Below are 19,977 nucleotides of genomic sequence, written 5' to 3' on the forward strand. Positions count from 1 at the left end.
CATATAAAAGTAGATGCCAGGGTTGAAGAATCCTGGCATACTACTAATAGAAACTAAGTGATGAAACAATATATTTAATGTGATAAGGATAAATGTTTAAATTATTTCTAAAAGGAGAACTCGATTCTTATTATCTCCCTGAATAATTATAAGACTAAAGTATATACTTTAAAAATCACTCGCAAAGCATTACTGGATGCATTTATAAATGTTTACGTAACGATTTATAAATTTTAACAGAAATATTTTATTGTAAATATTTGATTGTCAATATATTGAAATAGTATTTATTTCTTTTTATTTTACAACTTTTTTTGATTCTAATCCATTTTACAATTTACTACAGAATAGGAAATTCAACTTTTTTTCACTTAAAATATATCTATACTCTCTCCTAAAATCAGCCTGTATATTGACCTTTCTATTATTTTACTTAACTTTAGTAAAAATAAATTTATGCAGATTGATACACGTACACTAAATATTGATGATTATGATGAGCTGGTTTCTGCCATGCGCAGAGCTTATCCCAAAATGTCTGAATATGTTTGGTCTAAGAAAAGTATTCTGAAACTTACAAAAATTTTTGAAGCTGGTCAGATTTGTATAACGGTAGACGGTAAAATCGCTGCTGTTGCACTATCCATTGTGGTCAACTATGAAGAGTTTGATGATGAACATACTTACAGTGATATTACCGGAAATTATACATTTAATACCCATTCTACCACTGGAAATGTTTTGTACGGAATTGAGATTTTTGTGGATCCCGTGTATCGCGAATTAAGATTGGGAAGAAGGTTATATGATGCACGAAAAGAATTGTGTGAACAGTTAAATTTAAAATCAATTATTTTAGGGGGAAGAATTCCAGATTATCATAAATACAGTCATGAGATTTCTCCCCGAGAATACATCAGAAGAGTAAGAGACAAAGAAATTTACGATCCTGTGCTTTCTTTCCAGTTATCCAATAATTTTTTACCGATCAGGGTTCTGAAAAAATATCTTCCGGAAGATGAGGCTTCTCGCGAGAATGCTGTGCTGCTGCAGTGGAATAATATCTATTACAGTAAAAAACCGAATACGATGCAGGACAGCACAATCCGTCTAGGACTTGTGCAATGGCAGATGAGGCATTTTAAAGACATTAATGCATTTTATGAGCAGGTTGAGTTTTTTGTGAATGTAATGGGTGATTATAAATCAGATTTTGTGCTGTTTCCGGAATTGTTTAACACACCTTTACTCGCTCCGTTCAATAATCTGTCAGAGCGTGACAGTATGATTGAGTTGGCAAAAATTACAGATGAGATTAAAGCAAAAATTTCTGATTTGGCAATTAGTTATAATGTGAATATTATTTCAGGAAGTATGCCGGTTTTTGAAAATAACGATTTGTATAATGTAAGCTATCTTTTGCATCGTGATGGCCGTATTGATGAGTACAGAAAAATTCATATCACCCCGAACGAAAGAAAATATTATGGGATGAAAGGCGGTAGCGAAATCAAAGTTTTCGATACCGACTGTGGTAAAATTGGTTTGGTAATCTGTTACGATGTAGAATTTCCGGAATTGCCCAGGCTTTTAGCTGATCAGGGCATGAAAATACTTTTCGTTCCTTACCTTACTGATACTCAGAATGCTTATATGAGAGTGCGCCACTGTGCAGCAGCACGAGCAATCGAAAATGAATGTTATGTAGCCATTGCGGGCTGCGTAGGAAACTTACCGGGTGTTAATAATATGGATATTCAGTTTGGTCAGGCTGCCGTATTTACACCTTCAGATTTTGCTTTTCCTTCTAATGCAGTGAAAGGTGAGGCAACTCCAAATACTGAGATGACGCTTATTGTAGATGTAGATCTCAATTTGTTAAAAGATCTTCACTATCACGGTTCAGTTCAAATTCTCAATGACAGGCGGAAAGATTTATATGAAACCTACCTTATAAAAGATAAAACTCCTATACTTTAGGCCTCTACAAAAAACAATCCCCATTTTATTTTAGAATGGGGATTTTTATTAATCCAGAATAATTCTTCCTTCAATAGGCTGATCTACTACAATAAAAATGCTTTCATTGTGCCTTTTAATAGGGATCTGAATTACAGAATAGGTGCCGTCAGTATTTTTTTCTTCTACTATGAGATTGCTGCCTTCACCGATTTCAGATTTTGTATACTCTAATTGGAAATTGCCCTCGTCTGTTTTTATAAAATCTTCTTTTTTAAATTCTTTGTGTGCCATACTCTTTGCTTTTGTACTAATCTAAGTTAATAATAAAATATGTTTTCATACTACTAATGCTGAAATTTTCATTAATCAAAAAATCCCCAAGCTAAAAAGTTTAGGGATTTTTTTTCAGTATTAATATGTTGTGGTGTTGGTAAATTAATTCTTGCCGACAGTATTCCAAATTTTATGCCTAAAACATTATTATGTTAAATAATCTGAAATAAATATTCGCCATTAATTCTGGGCACAGATATTGCCAAGTGAATAGTACACCAATCAAAAATATTATATAATGAGTAAAGAAAAAACAATAGCAGTTCTTAATGATCTGCTGCAAATTACAAACGACAGAATTGAAGGATTTTCAAAGATCGAAAAAAAAGTTTGGGATACATATTCCGGATTGAAGGCTGATTATGATAACATGGTTTCTACTTCTCAGGAGATGAAATCTGAGCTCGTAGGATTAATAACCGAACGAGGAGGGTTGCCGGAAAATAATACCACTACTGCAGGGGCAATCCACCGAGCGTGGATTGACGTTAAAAATTCTTTCTCCGGAAACAAAGATGAGGCAACGCTGGAAAACGTACTTTTTGGTGAAGACGCGGCAATTAAAGCGTATCAGAATGCTTTGGATAGCGGTGAACTCTGCACAGAAAGTTCAAGAAAAGTTCAGGATCAGCTTCATCATTTGAAAGATTCATACAATAAGTTTGAAAATATTGAGCAGAAAAAGTGAGCAGAAAAAGCGTAAAGCGATCAGCTGTTTTATTCTAAAGTTGAGCAACATCTCCATATCCAAATCTCCTGCAATAAGAGATTGGTTTTGGTGCTAATTATTTGATTACTAAATAATAATATGTTTGTGATTCAAGTCATAAAACATAGATAGTTTTAGTCAGTACATTTGATATACCACCAAAATAGAAGATATGAAAGCGCTCATCACTCGAATTCGTAAACATCATCTGCAAATAAAGCTACGGCATCAATAAGAAGATATTTTCATACAAAAACAAAATTCTAATATTGAAAGCAACTCACATCATTTGCAATCGCCGACTGCGCTGTTTTTGCTAAACTCCCAGAGTACGTTGTTATTTTTCTCTGAATTTTTCGCTTGGTTTAATTTATCAGATATAACCTTCATAATATTTCATCTTGAATTAGTAGATGATGATATTAAAAAATTCAGGGAATAATTTATAAAAACTCAGATAAACTATTTGAGCTGCAAATGGACATTGGTAAATGATCCCAATAATTTTTGAGTTATGAATTATAAAATAGATGTTCAGCACCTGCTGCCTGTCAACACCATTGGCTCTGCAAATAATGCAGCAGCTTTTCAAACCTTTCATTCTGAGGCTGAAGCTTTTGATAAATTCAGATCGCTCTCAAGAAAACTTTTGCAGATTAATGACTGGAAAGTTAACGCTGGTAAAAATCCTACAGATTTCTATCTACATAATAAGGAACAGGAAAAATTAGCATTCGCGGAAATGAATGATTTGGTTAAAATAAAAATGCCAGCTCCTAAAAATCAGACAGGTAAAGGATTTGATTGGGTTGTGATCAATAAGCTGGATTCTATTGAGGATACAGGAATGAAAGTTCTTCTCTTACAGATGAAACCTCATTCATGTGCTGAAACTATGAATGACCAGATTGCTCATTTTTACACAGAAGATGCAACCAACAATTTTATTTTGGCGAAAAAAGGCAAGACTGTACAGCTCAGTATACACGGAAGAAATGAAATTCCAAATGTAAAAAGCATAGGATTTTTAAATTCATGCAGAAATTTTTTTGTAGCCAACGGTGGAATTTTCGGAGGCAGTAAAGTACAGTGGCAGGATTTTGCAGAAGAATTTATAAAAAAATAACATAAAAAATCAATTCAACTAAACTATAAATAATATGGACAATAAAGACTTTAAAACAAACGAAAAGCTGGATCAGCTTCAAGATCACACAACCGACAATCAGGATGCAAAACTTACGAGCAATCAAGGATTAAAAGTAAACAATAATCAAGATTCTCTTAAAACCGATCAAAGAGGTGCAACCTTACTTGAAGATTTTATTCTGAGAGAAAAAATTACACATTTTGACCATGAAAGAATTCCTGAGAGAATTGTACACGCAAGAGGTTCTGGCGCTCATGGAGTTTTCAAACTGAATAAAAGTCTGGCAAAATATACGAAAGCAAAATTTTTAAGTGACGTTGATAAAGAAACTCCCGTTTTTGTTAGATTTTCTACTGTTGCAGGAAGCGCGGGAAGTACAGATTTGGCGAGAGATGTAAGAGGTTTTGCCGTAAAATTTTACACTGAAGAAGGAAATTATGACTTGGTAGGAAACAATATCCCGGTATTTTTCATTCAGGACGCAATGAAGTTTCCAGACTTGGTACACGCAGTAAAGCCTGAACCAGACAATGCAATTCCGCAGGCAGCTTCAGCTCATGATACTTTTTGGGATTTTATCTCATTAATGCCGGAAAGTATGCACATGATTATGTGGGCGATGAGTGATCGCGCAATCCCAAGAAGTTACAGAATGATGGAAGGATTTGGCGTTCATTCGTTTAAATTTATTAACAGTGAAGGAGCTGTACATTTCGTTAAATTTCATTTTAAACCAAAGTTGGGCGTACACTCAGTGGCTTGGAGTGAAGCGCAGAAAATCTCAGGGACAGATCCTGATTTTCACAGAAGAGATCTTTGGGAATCTATTGAAAATGGCGCTTTCCCTGAGTGGGATTTTGGCGTACAGATTATTCCTGAAGAAAACGAGCACGATTTTGATTTTGATCTTCTCGATCCTACAAAGGTGGTGCCTGAAGAATTGGTGCCGGTTCAGCTTGTCGGAACTTTGACTTTAAATAGAAATCCGGACAACTTTTTTGCAGAAACAGAACAGGTGGCTTTCCACCCAGGACATCTGGTGCCCGGAATAGATTTTTCTAATGATCCACTGTTACAGGGAAGATTGTTTTCTTATACAGATACGCAGCTTTCAAGGTTAGGATCACCTAATTTTCATGAAATTCCAATCAACAGATCCATCAATACTGTTCACAACAATCAGCGTGATGGCCACATGAGACAGCAAATTGTGAAAGGAAAGGTAAGTTACGAGCCAAATTCTATCGGCGGCGGCTGTCCTTTTCAGGCGATGATGAAAGATGGTGGATTTAGCTCAAATAATGAAAGAGTAGACGGACATAAGATCAGAGCGAGAAGCGACAGTTTTGTTGATCATTACTCTCAGGCAAAAATGTTTCTAAACAGCCAGTCTGAACCGGAAAAAAATCATCTTCAGGATGCGCTGATATTTGAATTGTCTAAAGTGACCATTCCCGAAATCAGAGAAAGAGTAGTGGGGCAATTGGCTTTCATTGATGCTGAATTGGCTGCTAATGTTGCTAAAAAAGTGGGAGTTAAAGTAAAAAAATTGGATATGCCTAATCAAAGTATTCCTGCGGATGCTGACCCCGCAAGTTTGCAGAGTGAAGAAAGAGAACCGGAAACTAAAAGTTCTGAAGCTTTAAGCATGAAAAATACCGTAAAAGATACTATAGAAAGTCGTGTTATAGGTTTCATAATGGCAGATGGAGTAAATACTCAGGCTGTAAAAACTTTAAAAAATAAACTGGAAAGTGACGGTGCCGTTGTTCAAATCATCGCTCCAAGTGTTGCCCCTGTGAAAGCAGATGATGGAACTAAGTTTGAACCGAAACATTCAATTACAAGTGTTGCAAGTGTAAGTTTTGATGCTTTATATATCTGTTCAGGAGAAAAATCTTCCAAGGAATTAATGCATCCTGAAAGAAAACCGATTGTTACAGAATTCATCAACGAAGCTTATAAACACTGTAAAGCAATCTATTTCGGAAAAGATACTGACGAAATTTACAACGCAACACGAGTGAGTGCCAAAAGTCATGAAGACCCAGCGATTATCACAAACGGAGGCGAAGATTCTGATCAGAAATTTATTAAGGCGATTGCTAATCACAGGGTTTGGGATCTTGAGAAAGAGCGTAACTCGATGGCATAACTTCACCTTAAATGTAACAACACCAATATCAAATTTTATTTATGAAAGCAGCTGTTTTTCACGCACCGGGCAAGATTACTTGCGATACAATAGACGATCCTAAAATTGAACATCAGAACGATATTATTTTAAAAGTCACTTCCACCGCAATCTGTGGAAGTGACCTCCATATGTATTCTGGAGGTATACCTCAGGCCCGTCCCATGGTGATGGGTCATGAGTTTATGGGAATTATTGAAGATGTGGGAAAAAATATTACTCACTTAAAGATTGGAGACAGAGTAGTGGTGCCTTTTCCTATCGCCTGCGGAGGGTGTTATTTCTGTAACCATGATCTTCCGGGAGCCTGTGAAAATTCAAATCCGGATCATTATGGTCCTGAAGGCGGAATTTTGACTGAAAAAGGCGCCGGAATGTTTGGCTATACTGATCTTTACGGTGGTTATAATGGCGGGCAGGCACAATATGTTAGGGTGCCTTACGCCAACTTCGGACCGAGAAAAGTTTCAGATAGTCTCACGGATGATCAGGCATTATTTTTAACTGATATTTTTCCAACAGGTTATACTGGGGTCATGTGGGCTGATTTGAAAGGCGGCGAAACGGTTGCGATTTTCGGTGCAGGCCCTGTGGGTTCTATGGCCGCCAAGAGCGCAATCCTTCATAATGCTAAAAAAGTAATTGTAATCGACACCCTTCAATACAGATTAGATCAGATAAAAAAACTGACGGGTTGTGAAACAATTTTATGGAAAGATGCAGAACAAACTGTGGAGCAAATCAGAGATATGACTGATGGCAGAGGTGCCGACGTCTGCATCGATGCAGTTGGTTTTGAGCCTGAGAGAAATTTATTGGATAAAGCGAAAGCTGTGGTGAATTTTGAAAAAGGTTCGATAAAAGTTTTAGACGCCTGTATGAGCGGTGTGAAACGAGGTGGATTTGTCTCTATTCTCGGAGTTTATCCCATGAATTATGATAATTTCAGAGTCGGACAAATGTTTGATAAGGGAATTACTTTAAAAGCTGGTCAGTCACCGGTACACGCGATCATTGACAAGCTGATGAAATATGTTGAAACCGGACAAGTGAAACTGGATGATATTATCACCCACAGACTTTCATTGGATGAGGTTTCAAAAGGATATGAAATCTTCGATAAAAAAGAAGATGGCTGCGTAAAGGTTGTATTAGATCCCTGGAAATAATACTTTTTGTAACTGCTAAAATTTAATCAGACTAAAATTTTACTATTATGGAATTTCAAAAAAAGATACTGGACTATATCAGTGAATCTATGATAACAACTGGCGAAACCGTTGCCATCGCCGAAAGCGTAACCTCAGGAATGCTTCAGCTTGCATTTTCACAAATGCCAAACGCTTCCATGTTTTACAAAGGTGGAATGACAGCTTACTCTTTACCTGAAAAAGTTAGATTGTTGCAAGTGGACAAGAAAGAAGCTGAAAACTGCGACTGCGTTTCTGAAGAAATAGTAGAAACCATGGCTTTAAATATTGCGAAATTATTTGAAAGCGACTGGTCGATTGCGACAACAGGATATTGTACTCCGGTAAGACAATCTACATATAGCGTTTATACACACTATTCAATTGCCTATAAAGGCGAAATTATTGTTTCTAAAAAACTGGAACTTCATCCTAAAACTCAGGCTCTGAATGCGCAACTGTACTATGCAGAATTTATTCTCGGTTGCTTCAAAAGTGAACTCAATAATCTTTTAATTTTAAACAACTGATCGACGGTAATGCGTAAGGTTTAGAAAAAAAAATCCTCAATGTGCATTACATTGAGGATTTTTTTTGTGCGTGATCTATCTTACTTTGCCTTGCTGTTTAAAGCGGTATCTGCAATAGTTGACAATAGTTTGTCGCAGTTTTTTTCTTCTTTCAAAGTAGCTAAAAAGTTGCTGAGACACTTTTTTTCATTTAAGACTTTAGCATACGCTGCAAGACTTCCGTAAGTTGCAATCTCATAATGTTCTACTTTTTGTGAAGCAGCAATAATTCCTACATCACGGATTGCTCCTACTTTTGTTTCTTCCATGATTCCTTTACCTTCATCTAATAATCCCTGCATGGCGTCACATTTTTTAGCTTCCGGTTTTAATCCTAAAGACTTAAAACATTCTTCCAGTCTCATTACGTGAACTTCAGTTTCAGCTAAATGGGAAGAAATCGCTTTTTTCAAATCAGGATGGGTTGCATTTTTCTCCATTTTCGGAAGTGCTTTTGTTAAAGCTTTCTCAGCCCAATAAATGTCTTTCAGAGCATCTTCAAAGAAATCTCTCAGATCTGAAGCTGCATCTTTTTTTGCGGGCTCTTTAGAAGAAGATTTCGATACTGTTTTTTTTGCAGCTGTCGTTTTTTTCGGTGCAGCTGTTTTTTTAGCTGTTGCTGTTTTAGTTGCCATAATGTATTATTTTAGTGATTTTTATGTGAATCTTATTATTCAATTTTAAGACCAAAGAAGCCTTAAATACTTAAAAAAAAGAATATTTTCTAATTGTCTGTAATGGCAAGTGTTTTGTTTAGCTAATACTAAATAAATCACATGAATAATAAAGTAAAAATAGCCTTAGCATTGATCGCAGGAGGAACGGCAATTCTTCTGAATCAGAGAAGAAAGAAACTGAGCAAACAAACAAAAATTTTCACAGCACCTGATGGAACTACTTATCAGGAAAATCAAATTTACCGGAATTCAGAAGGGAAAGCATATAGAAACGGTAAAGTCGTCCATTTCGATCATTTAGAATTTGACAGCGAACCCCATTCTGCAAATCCTTTTAATCACCTCCATTCTGATAAAGCCTCTAAAAACTATCAGGCAAAACCTCAGAATGTAGACTATCATCAGAGAGGAAAAAGACATCACTAGTCTGATAAAAATAAAATAAGCGGCTTTGACTATAATCATAGCCGCTTGTCGTTTAATAAACTATTATTTAATTTATGGATGTAAACATTTTAGGTATCGTCGCAGGAGTGCTCACATCTGTATCTATGATTCCGCAGCTGATTAAGGTTATTAAGGAGAAAAATGTTGAAGATCTTTCATGGGTGATGATTTCGATTCTCATCTGCGGACTTTCTTTATGGGTTTGGTATGGGATTCTTCAAAATGAACTACCGATTATTTTGTCAAATGCTTTTGCAGTACTGGTAAATCTTACCTTACTGGTGTGCTTTGTTATATTTCGGAAAAAGCAATAAGCATGTTAAATTACCAATTTCGTCTTCTTTATAAAGAATCGTTCTAAGTAATAAATTTTAATCTTAGAAATTGGCGATAAAAATTGATCTAATGACATGTTTTAAATAACAATCATAATATTACGTTAATAATACATCAATTTTCATGCTTTAGGATTATAAGCTGATTGAAAATTTGTATCTTGGTCGCAGATTTTATGAAGCTACTGATTTAGATTTTAAATTGTGCCATTCGCTTCATGTAGTAATCCCGTTGTATCAATGGCATACAGCACATATTTTAATTTTTTATGACTGAATCTTCAAGCAAGTTATCCGGGGAATCTTATCCTGAATTTCTTGATCATTTTAAAACTTCACTCCACCATCTTTTTCAGAGAGAAAATATCGACCAGCTAAGCCAGTCAAGAGGTTTACCGCCAAGTGTCTGGAAAGAAATCATGAATCTTAAACCATTATCTGTTGCTGTGCCGTCAGAATTTGGGGGGCGTGGATTGAAAGTGAAAGAATGTCTGGGGATTTTATCTGCTGCATCTTATGAATCTCTGCCATTATCTTTAACATTTGGGATCAATATTGCACTTTTCCTTGAGCCATTGGCAAAATACGGAAATGAAGCTGTGAAAGAAAATATCTTTAAGCATTTCTTAGATTATGGTGCGATGGGTGGTCTGATGATCACAGAACCTGATTTTGGAAGTGATGCTTTGAATATGAAGACCCAAAATGTATTGAAAGGAGATTCTTATGAACTAAAAGGTACAAAACACTGGCAGGGATTAACAGGTTTGGCTAATTATTGGCTAATTACCTCAAGAAGTGCCAATGCAGAAGGAAATCTTTCCAGAGATGTAGACTTCTTCATTGCAGATACTCATCAGCCACAGCAAAATATCGAGGTTTTAGAATATTATGATAATCCGGGATTATACATGATTCCTTACGGCCTTAATAAAATTGATATTACAGTTCCACAGGCAAATAAACTGATTCCTGAATCGACAGGTCTTAAAATGATGCTTGATATTCTTCACAGAAGCAGATTTCAGTTCCCGGGGATGGGAATGGGCTTTTTGAAAAGAATGCTTGATGAAGCTTTGGAACATACAAGAACCAGAATTGTTGGGAATTCTAATCTTTATGCACTTGATCAGGTACAATATCAGCTGGCAAGATTAGAATCGTTTTTCACATTATGCTCGGCAATGTGTGCAAAAAGTTCTAAAATCAGCGGAATTGATCATAACCTTTCCTCAGAAGGTGTTCATGCCAATTCTATGAAAGCTTTAGTTACAGATATGATGCAGGAAGCTGCACAGATTTTGGTTCAGCTTTCAGGAGGAAAAGGTTACAGAATGAGTCACATCGGAGGTAGAGGAATTATGGACAGTCGACCGTTCCAAATCTTTGAAGGTTCTAATGAAATGCTGTACACACAGATTTCAGAAGGAATTTTGAAAGATATGAAGAAAAAGAAATTTGAAAATGTAGGCCAATATCTTCAGCAGAATGTCTTAAGTGAAAACGCTGCGAAATTATATACTCAAAACTTAGATTTTACCATCAATACTGCAATTTCACAGAGAAAAATGATCGATCTTGGTAAAGTGGTGGCAAGAATCATCACGGTAAATGATCTTCTGGAATTGAGCAACGCAGGATTTAACCAAAAACTGGTTGATAACTCTGTAGAAATGACTAGACAGGAAATCGTTGCTCTGATAGCATCGATGAATCATCATCAGGATCTGAAACCTTTGGATGATTATTCAGAAAACAGCAATTGGATGTCTTTGGTTTAAACAAAACATTCTTTCAATATAATATTTTCTCTGCAGAATTTTCTGCGGAGATTTTTTTGTTTAAATTTTAAAAAATTTAGACATTAATTTGTTCTGCCAATTACGATTGTTCTGAGCACTTTGTAAACATCACTGATTTCTGATAAAGCTGAAGGAATCAGTCTTACAAGTTTGCTTTGTGATGCCCGTAAGAGTTATCATGGTTTGAAATGCACGGCTTTATCATTAAAATACAGTCACCACTTAAGCAAACAAGTTACAGAGATAGTATGAGTTAAAGTAACCATACTGATTATGTCTAAATATTTGATTTATTATTTTCAGTTGGAAATATGTGATGAGCATTATATTTACGTTAAGAACTCCTTGCAAGTTCATAATTGAAGTTTGAAAGTTTATAGACAAATTTTCATATTTATTGTGTACCTTACCTTTTCATATATGGTCGTCTTTTTAATTATATAATAAATTTTTTCAGATTGCCGTCATTAAGAGAAGGTATGAGGATTTACATCAAATACATGGTCAGTCTGCGGTGCAAGATGATGGTGAAGGAAGAAATTGAAAAATTGGGTTTCTCTCATGCACTTGTTCAGTTGGGAACAGTAGATATTCTGGAAGTGATAAGTGATGAAAAGCTAGATATTTTAAGGCAAAGATTGCTGCACCTAGGCCTGGAGCTGTTAGATGATAAAAAAAGTATTTTAATTGAAAAGATAAGAAATGCAATCACAGAAATGGTTCATACTGCCGATGAACAACCAAAAGAAAATTATTCTGAATACTTAAGTGAGAAATTAGAATATGATTACACCTACCTTTCAAATGTTTTCTCTGAAGTTAACGGGTATACCATCCAGCATTTTATTATTTTAAATAAAATAGAAAAAGTAAAAGAACTTCTGCTTTACAACGAATTGAATCTTACAGAAATTGCTTATAAACTCAACTACAGCAGTGTGGGGCATCTCTCATATCAGTTTAAAAAAATCACAGGTTTGGCTCCTTCTTTCTATAAACAGCTTAAATTAAAAAGGAAAATGAACCTAGAAGATTTATAAAATATGTGATTTATGTAAATTGAATATTTTTTTATGTAAATCTCTCGCAGGATTTTTGTTCACCTTTGTAATGTGAAATAAATACCTGAAGACTGTCTTGTAGTTAAAAAAGCGGTTTCGTAGAAAGTATTTTGAAATATAAGAGTTATACGTTTGCATTAATCTCGATGCTAAGAATTTTAAAAAAGTTCTTCTGAGAAAATTTCTTTTTTTCTTTATTGAGTTCAAAAATAATAATTCCCTAGAGCAAAGTGACAGGAGCTGTTGTAGATAAAATCATTTGTGTAAAAACAGATTTTTGATCATCATAGCATCTTGAATAAAATTTCAGAAGTAATTCTGAAGTGTATATATTTTAAATTAACTGCTATGAAGACCATTCATCTTTTTAAATACAATGATGCTGTCAGCTGGAACAAGCCTTCATTTAATGAGGATTACAAACTCAGTTCGCTCAACGATTTTATGATGATGCGTTTTATGAATATAGAGGTTCTTTCAGAATTTCTGATAGAGGTTCCGGATGGTTTTTTTGCTCATAATGAGCCTTTAGATAAGCTTGCTAAGCTTTGTGGATCGGCTAAAGAAACAATAGAGCATTATTTTTATTATCCTTCGGATGATTATGATGTATTATAATTTCATACAAATAATAAATAGAGAATATTAAATTTCTATAAAAAACGATCTCACCAGATCACCTAATAAAGTTTCTCAGTCAATTTTGATGAAGAAAGCCGTCACTCGGCAAACAAATACTATGAGTTTTAAGAATCTAAACTTAATCAATCCCATCATTCGAGCTGCCACGGAAGCAGGATGTCCGATGCCTACAGAACTGCAGACCCAAATCATTCCGCAGATCCTGGATGGTAAAGATATACTCTGCCAAATTAGTCGGGGAACCGAAAGGATGACTTCTTTTACAATGCCGATTATACAGGCGCTGAAAAAGAATAATCCGGATCACAATGATACAAGGGTACTAGTTTTGACTCCTACCAAAGAGACGGCACTGGAGATAGAAGAAAACTTTAAGTTGTATACCAAATATCTGCCGTTGTCGCAACTCTCAGTATACGAAGGTATTTCAAACGGAACACAGCTGTCATCATTAAGAAGAAGATTGGATGTCCTGATTGCCACACCTGAAAAACTGATTGAATTGGATGATCAGAGGCACATCAGTTTGGCAAAAATAGAAGTTTTGATTGTAGATGATATTGAAATTTTACTGGAAAAAAATGAGGTTGAGATTACAAAACTTCTTACAAAACTTCCTCTTAAAAGACAAAACATAATTTATTCATCAGTAATATCAAATGACGTCAGAAAGTTTGTTGATAAAATATCTGATAAAGTAATAGAAATCAAGAAAAGTACGGCTTATTCAGCGGTATCATAACCAACGAAATATTGACTAAACCACGTTTAATCTAGAATTAGACCTTATAATAATAAAACAATTTTTAATACCAATACAATGCAACAAGGCACAGTAAAATTTTTTAACGAAACAAAAGGTTTCGGATTTATCTCTCCAGCAGAAGGAGGACAAGACATTTTTGTACATTCTTCAGGATTAAACACTAAAATGATTCGTGAGAATGATAAAGTAGTTTTTGACGTAGAAAAAAGCGAAAAAGGATTAAATGCAGTTAACGTAAGACTTGCATAATCGATATACATATCGTTAAAGAAAGCTGTTTCGAAAGAAGCAGCTTTTTTTTACCCATAATAGAAGCCGAAAGAAAAAGCGTACAAGTTTTAAAAATACGTAGAGTGTAGTCTTTAAGTCTAGAAAAACCAATTAGGTGGATTGGCAAACAACTGCGTAAAATCAGCACAGCTTCGGGAGTTTATTTTATATTTTTCACAGAATAGTGCAAATGTTGTTTAAACTCATTCCATATTAATTTTAATTAATATAAAAATTTTTAATTTTTTACTAAACTTCAATGCTGGTTTTATTCTTCTTAAAAGTTTCTAATTTTTAGGTAGTTATGGATTTCTGCATGAACTTTTGAAGCTTTTATTTTACTTAGTTTATTCTTGTCAAATCTTTTTTGGGTTTTTCTTCTTTCTTTTTTGGTACAGAAATTGCGAGTCAATGTAAACCTACGGGATATAGCCTGCGGAAGGCAGTCTTAGATGGGTTCTTTAGATATATAGTAAGTCATCTTATATTGATTTACGTTTTAACAAAAAATAATAATTTATAATAATATAATATGAAATTAAGTTTAGCAATTTTTTCATTAGCATTATCGTTGCCTTTGACGACATTTGCTCAAGACAGTTTACAAGTAGTGTCAACAGGAGAATATCCTAACACTTTTAGTTCGGGTTCTGCCAATGTAAGCAAGTTTACACAATCTTCTAAAAGATTTAATGACTGGGCAGTGTCATTCGGTGCTGGTGTACCGTTGATGCAATCTGCTGATTTAACATCAATAAAAAACGGAAACGGAAAAAATCTTATTGGTTATTCAGCGTACGTTAGTGTTGATAAAGCGATTACACATGCTTTTGGACTTAATCTGCAATATGACCGTGGAGAAACGAGACAAGGTTATTTCAACACAAAAGATGCAGCGCCTGCTAATGCAGCGGCAAACGGGCAACAGGGTGCAAGAACGCAGTACGATGCAATCTCAATTTTAGGAGATATTAATTTTTCTAATCTGATGAGACGTGTAGACAATAAATCACCTTACAGATGGGCATTACATGGTTACGCTGGTTTTGGTACTATAGCATACAGAGCCTATTTGAAAGATGAGACAGGGCAGAGATTAATGACGGAAATCAAACCTTTTAAAACCTTGGATTTCTTCGGACAAGCGGGAGCAGGTCTTAAGTATAAGATCAACAACAGACTTGACCTTGAAGGAAGAGTAATGTATGTGGTAACTACAGATGACCAATTTGACGGTGGCGGAGCACCTTACAGTGCAATCAACATGAGAGAAGATCAGGTTTCTGACAACTTTTTTAATGCAACACTTGGTCTTTCAGTGAAATTAGGTAAGCATGATTCTCACTTGATGTGGCATGACCCTTTACAAGAAATTTACTATAAACTAGATGTTTTGGCTGAAAAGAATCAGGATGTTGAAGTTTGTAAAAAAGGAGATGCTGACAATGACGGTGTTTGCGATGACTGGGACAGACAGCTTGATACTCCTGCAGGTGCTAGAGTTGACGGTTCTGGTGTAGCATTAGATGTTGATATGGACGGTGTTATTGATCTTTATGATAAATGCGTAACTGTTGCTGGACCTGTAGAAAATAACGGATGCCCTACAACAACTACAAATTCAGGAACTGTAACAGAATCTGAGACAAAATTAGACGGAATTGAATTTGATTTAAATTCTGACAGAATTTTACCTTCAAATACACCAATTTTGAATAATGCTGTTAATTATATCAACTCTTCTAATGGTTCTTACACAGTAATTGGAACTACTGATACTACAGGTTCTGAAAAGTATAATCAGACTTTATCTGAAAAGAGAGCAAGCAGTGTGAAAAATTACCTGATTAAAAACGGAGTAGAGGCTACTAAACTTGATGCATTAGGTAGAGGTAAGAAAGACTTGAAATATCCTGAATGTGATCCTGCTTCAAAGTGTCCAGAATGGAAAAACAGAGCAAACAGAAGAGTGTATTTCGAAGCTAAATAATCGCTTTTATATATATTCAAAAACTTAAGAAGTCATGCATCTGCATGACTTTTTTAATTTTAAGAAAAGAATCGAAAGAGTTGTAGTTACTTATTTTTCAGTTCAACCCACACAGGTACATGATCACTTGTTTTATCCCAGCTGCGTACATATTTGTCAACACCCGCATTCACAACGAGGTCTGCCAAGTATGGACTGACCAAAATATGATCAAGACGCATTCCCGCATCTCTATCATAAGCCTTATAGAGATAATCCCAAAATGTATAAATTGTTTCATCAGGATATATTTTTCGGATGGAATCAAGCCATCCTTGTTTCTCCAGTTCTTTAAATGCTTTTCGTACTTCTACCCTGAAGAGAGCATCATTTACTAATTTCTCCGGTTTATAAGTATCTTTTTCAGTCGGGATAATATTAAAATCTCCAATTAATAGTGCAGGAAGTTCCATCTTTATCAATTGATTGCTTCTTCTTTTAAAACGTCTAATCCAAGACAGTTTATAGTCAAATTTTTCTCCCGGATAAGGATTTCCGTTGGGAAGATAGAGGCAGCATATCACCATTTGGTCAATAATAGCCTCAATGTAACGGCTTTGAAGATCTTCAGGATTTCCAGGCAGTGAGTTTTGAACTTCTGTTATCTCATGATTTTTTGAGAGTATTGCCACACCATTCCATCTTTTCTGGCCTTTCCAGATTGCATGATATCCGGCTTTGCTAATTTCATCAACTGGAAATTTTTCTTGAGGACATTTTAATTCCTGCAGACAGACGATATCAGGTTTTGCTTCTTTCAGCCATTTCAATAAAACAGGCAACCGGCCGTTGACACCGTTAACATTATATGTAGCAATTTTCATAAGATACTTTATTTAATAGATAGGTATTCAGACAAAGATTATTCCATCAAAAATTAACTGTAACTGTAAACCAGTTTACTTTTGCCATTAATATTCTAATAATTTTTTAGGCAAATAAAGTAGAGCTTGATTTAAAAGGAAAAATGTTCAACTTTTCTCTATAAGTAAGGCTTTAATGGCATGCATTCTGATATGTAAAGGTACAATCCAAAAACAAAAAATTATGATGTCGATTTCTATTAATGTTGCTTTTTGCTCAAATTGTAACGGATACTGCTCAGCAACACCCGCTGAAAAAAAACACCTGAATCATCCCGATGTTATTGATCACTTTTTCTATCATGGCGAACCATGGTTTACTTTAGATCACAAAACTTTTGAAAAAAAAACGCAACTGGAGGATGTTGAAGTGAGAATCTTAGATTTTGCAGATCACATAACTCAAGATCAAAAATATTGTCACTGCGTTAAAGCAAAAAAAACGTTGCAAACCTCTCATCGTTCACTTCATTCTAAGACTGAACACAATCAATCTACCTTTGAGATACCTGAAATTGAGTCTGATCTTTACTTCAAAGATCTTTATCATACGTATTATAATTTCCATTCTCAACATGTTTCTAGAAAATATGCCGGAAATTCTACACGTACTTTTTAAATGGTATCAACCGTTAATTAAGCTACGGGTTTATTCCGATAGATTTTAAGGATAGTGCACTCAGATAAATTTCGTTGTATTTCGTAAGAGATTCTACATCGTCTATCATTTGGTTGTTGAAGTTGTCTTTCTTGAAAGACAGCTCAATTGAATCATCATACGATGCAACAATTCTTACAACAGAATAGCCATTGTAGCCCACCTTAAAACCTTCAAAAAGAATTTTTTTTCTAGCCTTTTCATAGGCTTTAAATTGTACGATTTTACTGGATTCTGATATGGTGAGATCTTTTTTAGCTTTTGAATCTACATTTCTCCAAAAGTCATAGTCTTCAGGTTCTTTTAAAAGTTCACCCTTAGAATCGGTAGGTACGAACATCCATAATGCTAACGGTTGCTTGAGAAAATTAGCATAGTTTTTCATGAGTTGTAAAGTCTGCAGATCTGCATATCCCTCGTGAGAATAGTAATCTATAACAAAGCTGGTCATTGGGATTAGTTTGGGAAAGTCATAATTCTGCATCTTGATATCTCTGTATCTTTTAATATAAATTATTTTCGCAAATATACACGTTTACAATGATGGATAGATTTCAAAATAGCATAAATTTTTTTCATGTCAGTATGTAGTATTATTGACGTGAAATATAATGTCTATAGAATATAATCTTTAGAGTATTATATATTGATTCTGAAGGCATTTTTAGAAGGGGATTTTCAATAACAATCAACATTTTAATCAAAAGAATTGTTTGATGCTGAAAGGATCCGAATGAATAATGAAATATCAATGATTTTTCTAAAATCGTTATACTTTAATTTTCAATGTACTTATGATTTTAACTAAAATATGTACTATTAAATAATGTTAAAAACCGATAAGAAATCTCTTTTGGCACAATTTTTCAATGCAGTATAGCACTCATGTTTAATTGAGTTTTCATGGTTATTAGTTTTTATCCCCGAAGAAGTTCGGGGATTTCTTTTTATGTTATATTTGAGTTTCTTAAATACTGCAATTAATTTTAAATAATATTATTTCATTTGCATAAAGTACTCCTTTTGGGGGATTTTTCGTATCATCTTATTTATGTAATTTTGAATTGTCATGATCCATTATTGGTGATGATATTTGCAAATGAATTATTTATTTCCTTTTAAATATGCCCTCATTTTTCTGGCTGCATCACTTTTTGCACAGACCGAGATGTATTCATCTGAATTTCCTGTTGGCTATCAGCCAGGCGAATCTGTTAGAGGTTCCATAATTCTTGCTGGTAATAAAATAATCTACAGCGCCGGTAATTACACCATCTACTGTATCAATAAAGAAAATTTAAAGCCTGTATGGGAAAAGGAAGTTGGTTGGAGATCAGATACAAAACCGCATTTTTTTAATGATTCATTTCTTTATGGTTATTATGATGGACAGATAAGACGTGTGGCACAGTATGATATCAATACCGGCGAAATTATCAGGCGGTTAGATTTAGAGTCGTTACATTCAAAACCGTATTTTATCAATACGATCATGTATGTTACTGCACTTTCAGACGGCGGTAAGTTTGTAGCTTATGATCTACAGGAAAATAAACCGTTATGGAGCAGGAATATCGGGCACGGAATTGATTTTCAACCCGTCTATTTAAATAATAAAATCATAGTAAAGGCAGAAGATGATTATTGGATTGAAATGGATTATAAAGGGAATTTGCTTGCATCAAAATCGAAAGTTCATACGTACGTTGACGACGAAAAAGTATCTGCAAAAAAATATGAATTCCTTACTCACAACGGAAAAGAAATCACAAAAGAATTTTTAAAGAAACACCAGCTTTCAAATACAGATTTTAAAACAGAAATCAATAAAGACTATACTTTTTTACTGAGTGAAAAATATTTGACTGTAATCGGTAAAAATGGAAATAAAAAACTTCAGGTTGATCTAGAAACCGTTGTTCCAACTGAAGAATATGAAAATGATGCACTCAGTACAATTTTAGATACTGATAACAAGCAACTCTGGTTTGTTCATCAAAATCATCTAATTCATTTCGATATTAAAAAAGAAAAGGTAGTGCGGAATGTTTATTTAAACAAATGGCGACCGCATCAGCTGATTGTAGATCAAAAAACAATTTGGCTGATCTCAAAAAATGACGGACAACTTTATAAACTGGATTTTGAACCGGATGAGGAACTCGACAGAAAAATAAAACGTGACAAAGCAATACATGATCGTTTGAGATGCGATCAACCTGATCCAGAAAAAGTGAAAGCGGCAAAAAAAGCAAAAGAAAAAGCAGAGGAGATTCAGAAAAAATAAGGAGTCAAAGAATAAATTGAATTTAACAGTGAT

20 protein-coding genes are annotated in these 19,977 nt (G+C 34.6%); 16 read left to right on the plus strand and 4 right to left on the minus strand.

Translation table 11 applies throughout. The features are described 5' to 3' along the window. Positions 1-456: 456 nt before the first annotated feature. The gene (locus AR685_RS12465) at positions 457-1,980 is read left to right on the plus strand and encodes a carbon-nitrogen hydrolase family protein (RefSeq protein WP_047445803.1); all 1,524 of its coding nucleotides are present in this window, start codon (positions 457-459) and stop codon (positions 1,978-1,980) included. A 48-nt stretch (positions 1,981-2,028) separates the two neighbouring features. Here AR685_RS12465 and AR685_RS12470 read toward each other — a convergent pair whose 3' ends face one another. Then, positions 2,029-2,253 carry a hypothetical protein gene (locus AR685_RS12470; RefSeq protein ID WP_047445805.1) on the minus strand — a complete coding sequence of 75 codons (225 nt, stop codon included), beginning with the start codon at positions 2,251-2,253 and terminating at the stop codon, positions 2,029-2,031. A gap of 280 nt (positions 2,254-2,533) precedes the next feature. On the opposite strand from AR685_RS12470, the gene AR685_RS12475 reads away from it, so the two are divergent. From AR685_RS12475 to AR685_RS12495, 5 genes are all read left to right on the plus strand, one after another. Next, entirely contained in the window at positions 2,534-2,983 is a 450-nt protein-coding gene (locus tag AR685_RS12475) for a PA2169 family four-helix-bundle protein (protein ID WP_059124769.1), read from the plus strand. A 535-nt stretch (positions 2,984-3,518) separates the two neighbouring features. Beyond that, on the plus strand, positions 3,519-4,130 hold the full coding sequence (locus AR685_RS12480; protein WP_059124770.1) for a hypothetical protein: 612 nt from the start codon (positions 3,519-3,521) through the stop codon (positions 4,128-4,130). 34 nt (positions 4,131-4,164) lie between these two features. Further along, entirely contained in the window at positions 4,165-6,309 is a 2,145-nt protein-coding gene (locus AR685_RS12485) for a catalase (RefSeq protein ID WP_059124771.1), read from the plus strand. A 41-nt stretch (positions 6,310-6,350) separates the two neighbouring features. Further along, positions 6,351-7,517, plus strand: a complete 1,167-nt coding sequence (locus AR685_RS12490; protein ID WP_059124772.1) for a zinc-dependent alcohol dehydrogenase — start codon at positions 6,351-6,353, stop codon at positions 7,515-7,517. A 47-nt stretch (positions 7,518-7,564) separates the two neighbouring features. Continuing rightward, positions 7,565-8,068, plus strand: coding sequence for a CinA family protein (locus AR685_RS12495; protein WP_047445815.1), 504 nt, complete (start codon positions 7,565-7,567; stop codon positions 8,066-8,068). An 80-nt stretch (positions 8,069-8,148) separates the two neighbouring features. On the opposite strand, the gene AR685_RS12500 is transcribed toward AR685_RS12495, so the two are convergent. After that, on the minus strand, positions 8,149-8,742 hold the full coding sequence (locus AR685_RS12500) for a ferritin-like domain-containing protein (protein ID WP_047445817.1): 594 nt from the start codon (positions 8,740-8,742) through the stop codon (positions 8,149-8,151). A 141-nt stretch (positions 8,743-8,883) separates the two neighbouring features. On the opposite strand from AR685_RS12500, the gene AR685_RS12505 reads away from it, so the two are divergent. The 8 genes from AR685_RS12505 (at position 8,884) to AR685_RS12540 (ending at position 16,097) form a co-directional block, all read left to right on the plus strand. Further along, entirely contained in the window at positions 8,884-9,210 is a 327-nt protein-coding gene (locus AR685_RS12505; RefSeq protein WP_059124773.1) for a hypothetical protein, read from the plus strand. 74 nt (positions 9,211-9,284) lie between these two features. Further along, entirely contained in the window at positions 9,285-9,545 is a 261-nt protein-coding gene (locus AR685_RS12510; RefSeq protein ID WP_047445822.1) for a SemiSWEET transporter, read from the plus strand. A gap of 290 nt (positions 9,546-9,835) precedes the next feature. Then, the gene (locus AR685_RS12515) at positions 9,836-11,347 is read left to right on the plus strand and encodes an acyl-CoA dehydrogenase family protein (RefSeq protein ID WP_059124774.1); all 1,512 of its coding nucleotides are present in this window, start codon (positions 9,836-9,838) and stop codon (positions 11,345-11,347) included. A 500-nt stretch (positions 11,348-11,847) separates the two neighbouring features. Continuing rightward, the gene (locus tag AR685_RS12520) at positions 11,848-12,408 is read left to right on the plus strand and encodes a helix-turn-helix domain-containing protein (protein WP_082671933.1); all 561 of its coding nucleotides are present in this window, start codon (positions 11,848-11,850) and stop codon (positions 12,406-12,408) included. Between the two features lie 369 nt (positions 12,409-12,777). Beyond that, complete coding sequence (locus AR685_RS12525) at positions 12,778-13,047, plus strand: hypothetical protein (RefSeq protein ID WP_059124775.1); 270 nt, start codon at positions 12,778-12,780, stop codon at positions 13,045-13,047. 121 nt (positions 13,048-13,168) lie between these two features. Further along, complete coding sequence (locus AR685_RS12530; protein ID WP_047445933.1) at positions 13,169-13,813, plus strand: DEAD/DEAH box helicase; 645 nt, start codon at positions 13,169-13,171, stop codon at positions 13,811-13,813. 78 nt (positions 13,814-13,891) lie between these two features. Continuing rightward, positions 13,892-14,086, plus strand: a complete 195-nt coding sequence (locus tag AR685_RS12535; RefSeq protein ID WP_047445827.1) for a cold-shock protein — start codon at positions 13,892-13,894, stop codon at positions 14,084-14,086. A gap of 553 nt (positions 14,087-14,639) precedes the next feature. After that, a complete protein-coding gene (locus tag AR685_RS12540) occupies positions 14,640-16,097 on the plus strand; it encodes an OmpA family protein (RefSeq protein ID WP_059124776.1) in 1,458 nt (485 codons plus the stop codon). A gap of 86 nt (positions 16,098-16,183) precedes the next feature. On the opposite strand, the gene xth is transcribed toward AR685_RS12540, so the two are convergent. After that, entirely contained in the window at positions 16,184-16,960 is a 777-nt protein-coding gene (gene xth / locus AR685_RS12545; protein WP_059124777.1) for an exodeoxyribonuclease III, read from the minus strand. Positions 16,961-17,183: 223 nt separating this feature from the next. On the opposite strand from xth, the gene AR685_RS12550 reads away from it, so the two are divergent. Then, a complete protein-coding gene (locus AR685_RS12550; RefSeq protein ID WP_131777626.1) occupies positions 17,184-17,618 on the plus strand; it encodes a hypothetical protein in 435 nt (144 codons plus the stop codon). Between the two features lie 22 nt (positions 17,619-17,640). On the opposite strand, the gene AR685_RS12555 is transcribed toward AR685_RS12550, so the two are convergent. Continuing rightward, the gene (locus AR685_RS12555) at positions 17,641-18,108 is read right to left on the minus strand and encodes a hypothetical protein (RefSeq protein WP_131777628.1); all 468 of its coding nucleotides are present in this window, start codon (positions 18,106-18,108) and stop codon (positions 17,641-17,643) included. Positions 18,109-18,756: 648 nt separating this feature from the next. Between AR685_RS12555 and AR685_RS12560 the strand changes: the two genes are divergently transcribed. Beyond that, positions 18,757-19,944, plus strand: coding sequence for a PQQ-binding-like beta-propeller repeat protein (locus AR685_RS12560; protein WP_059124778.1), 1,188 nt, complete (start codon positions 18,757-18,759; stop codon positions 19,942-19,944). Positions 19,945-19,977 lie beyond the last annotated feature (33 nt).

This window comes from Chryseobacterium sp. JAH, assembly GCF_001507335.1.
Classification (GTDB): domain Bacteria; phylum Bacteroidota; class Bacteroidia; order Flavobacteriales; family Weeksellaceae; genus Chryseobacterium.